The sequence below is a fragment of the Mesorhizobium sp. M5C.F.Ca.IN.020.29.1.1 genome, from assembly GCF_003997375.1.
GTDB classification, from domain to species: Bacteria; Pseudomonadota; Alphaproteobacteria; order Rhizobiales; family Rhizobiaceae; genus Mesorhizobium; species Mesorhizobium wenxiniae.
In genome coordinates, this window is record NZ_RZSW01000685.1 from 1 (window position 1) to 2,690 (window position 2,690).

3 protein-coding genes are annotated in these 2,690 nt (G+C 56.8%); all 3 read left to right on the plus strand.

The features are described from left to right. A partial coding sequence (locus tag EOA85_RS32040) for a hypothetical protein (protein ID WP_206523414.1) occupies nucleotides 1–252 on the plus strand: 252 nt, incomplete at its 5' end. Between the two features lie 90 nt (nucleotides 253–342). Next, a complete protein-coding gene (locus tag EOA85_RS32045; protein WP_127212402.1) occupies nucleotides 343–1,596 on the plus strand; it encodes an ABC transporter substrate-binding protein in 1,254 nt (417 codons plus the stop codon). A 133-nt stretch (nucleotides 1,597–1,729) separates the two neighbouring features. Continuing rightward, the coding region (locus tag EOA85_RS32050) for a sugar ABC transporter permease (RefSeq protein ID WP_164760021.1) at nucleotides 1,730–2,690 on the plus strand (961 nt) is incomplete at its 3' end.

A 2,690-nucleotide genomic window follows, 5' to 3' on the forward strand; every position in this document is an offset into this window, starting at 1 on the left:
GCGACAGAATCCTCGCCGCCAAGGATGACCAGTGCTCCTGCGCCGGGTGCGGGGCGGATCGAGATCGAGTTCTCTGATGGTTATCTCGTGCGGATCGACAATCAGGTCAAGGCCCATCCCGTCTCCGTGCTGTTCCCCATTACCGGCAACAAACCTGTGGCAAAGGTAGCTGTCGAATGTCCCGGATTGACAATGATGGCCAAAGCATGGAACGTTGTTCTAACTGGAGCATTCGTTCGAGTATTCGATTAAGTCGGATTGGTGGGGCGGAAAGTTTCCGTTCGAAGTCGCATCGCAATGCAGAGCGTCTGCGCACCCGAGCAGCTTGGGGAGGAGCCAACAATGAAATCTTTCGTGGGGACCCTATGTCTTAGTGCCACGATGGCCTTCGGAGCCAACGTCGCCAGCGCCGCCGAATTGACGTTTGCAACCGGTTATGGCTTCGACTTCTTTGCCACAGAGATTGCCAAGTTCGAGAAGGCAACCGGCAATAAGGTGACGCTTATACATTTGCCCGCGGCACCCTCCGCAGTGCTCAGCCAGTATCGGCTCTGGTTTGCGGCTGGCGACAAGAGTGTCGACGTCCTCGCGATGAAGGACATATGGCTGTCCGCATTTGCGGACCACCTGGTTGACTTAAAAGGCGTGGCCGGCGATGTCATCGGCGAAACCTTCCCTTCAATTATCCAGTCACTGACGGTTGACGGCAAGCTACTTGCGCTGCCGCGTTATTCAGATGGGCCGCTGCTCTTTTACCGCAAGGATCTGTTGGAGAAGTATGGTAAGGCGCCGCCCAAGACCTGGGACGAACTCACGGCAACTGCCAAGGAAATTCAGGATAAGGAACGCGCAGCCGGTAACCCTGATATGTGGGGCTTCGTTTTTCAGGGAAGGGGCAATGACACACTGACCTGCAATGCGCTTGAGTGGATCAGGTCCTCAGGTGGCGGCAACATCATCGAGCAGGACGGGACCATCTCCATCAACAACGAAAAGGCAGTTGCCGCCCTTGAGCGGGCCAAGGGTTGGGTCGGCACGATCTCCCCTCCAGGTGTCGTCTCTTATGGAGAGGAAGAGTCGCGCGGGGTGTGGCAGTCGGGCAATGCCGTGTTCATGCGCCAATGGACTTATGCCTATCAACTCAGTAATGCCGACGATAGCGCCGTAAGAGGCAAGTTCGATGTCATGCCATTGCCGGCGGATCCTGGTGAAGTCTCGGCGCCAACGCTCGGCGTGAAGGGTAACGTAGTATCGAAGTATTCCGAACACCAGCAAGAGGCCATCGAGTTGGTAAAGTTCTTGGCTTCGGCTGAAGTGCAGAAGGACGCCGCGCTTCAGCTTGGAGACATGCCCGCGGTCCCATCGCTCTTTGACGATTCGGACGTAGTTGCTGCCCAGCCTTTTATGCCAACGATGAAGGGGGTGATTGACGGCGGGGCTATACGCCCCTCGGTGATTCTCAAATCTAGATGGAACGAGGCCAACACGATCTTCTTTACGGCCGTCAATGATACGCTCTCCGGCAAAGGGACCGCTGCCGAGAATCTAGAACGTGTCGAGGCGCAACTGACCGAATTGAAGGGCAGCGGCTGGTAAGCCTCCCGGCCGAGGAAGGCTGAGGACAAGAGTACAATCATCGTGTCCTCAGCCATCACGAAGGGTGGCGGCTATTATGGCCGCCCTTCTTGCTAAGCTCTGCAGAGCCGAACCGCATGGAAAGTCTTATGTGATGGCCGATCTTCTTGCCGCAGATACGCCGGCTGCGCTCGCGCGCTCCTCGAGCATCAACTACTCGGATTTGAATGCGCAGCGTGTTCACTCCGCCTGGGTGTTTTTGGCGCCGACCCTGCTGTTGTTAGTGCTGGTCGCGGCCTGGCCGCTCGTCCGCACCATCTACTTCAGCTTCACCGATGGGTCACTTAACAATATCGCGGACGCTCAATTCATAGGCTTTCAGAACTATTTCACCTGGACCACGCTAAAGAGCGGCCGCACAATCTATCGCGGACTGCTCGCAGATCCCATTTGGTGGAACGCTGTTTGGAACACACTGAAATTCGCGCTGATCTCGGTAAGCAGCGCGACGGTCCTGGGTCTTGTCGTCGCGCTCGTGCTCCATTCCCAGTTTCCGGGGCGGGCCCTCGTGCGCGCCGCCATACTCGTGCCTTGGGCGCTTCCAGGGGTTGTGTCCGCACAGATGTGGGCGTGGATGTTCAATGACCAGTTTGGCATCATAAACGACATTCTGCTGCGCCTTGGGGTGATAAGTCACAAGGTCGCGTGGATGGCCGATCCCGACACAATGGTCTCTGCGGTCCTAGTTGTTCAAGTCTGGAGGAGCACACCATTTGTGGCGCTTCTCATCCTCGCCGCACTGCAGACGGTGCCTAGTGATATCTATGAGGCCGCCAAGATTGACGGCGTTCATCCATTCAAGGTTTTCCGGCGAGTGACGCTACCCCTGATACGTGCGCCGCTGATGGTGACCATCATCTTCGGGATACTCGACGGGCTGCGGCTCTTCGATCTCGTATACGTTATGACTCCTACCAGCACCCAGACCGTGACCATGTCAGTACTGACGCGCCAGTACCTGTTTGAGTTCGACAGATTCAGCTACGGCTGCGCCGCTTCCACCGTCCTCTTTCTTATCATAGCCGGCGTCACTGTCCTCTACATCTGGCTGGGGC

Excerpts from the sequence above, each read along its gene's own strand:
- EOA85_RS32045 (WP_127212402.1), top strand. The coding sequence starts at position 343 with ATGAAATCTTTCGTGGGGACCCTATGTCTTAGTGCCACGATGGCCTTC.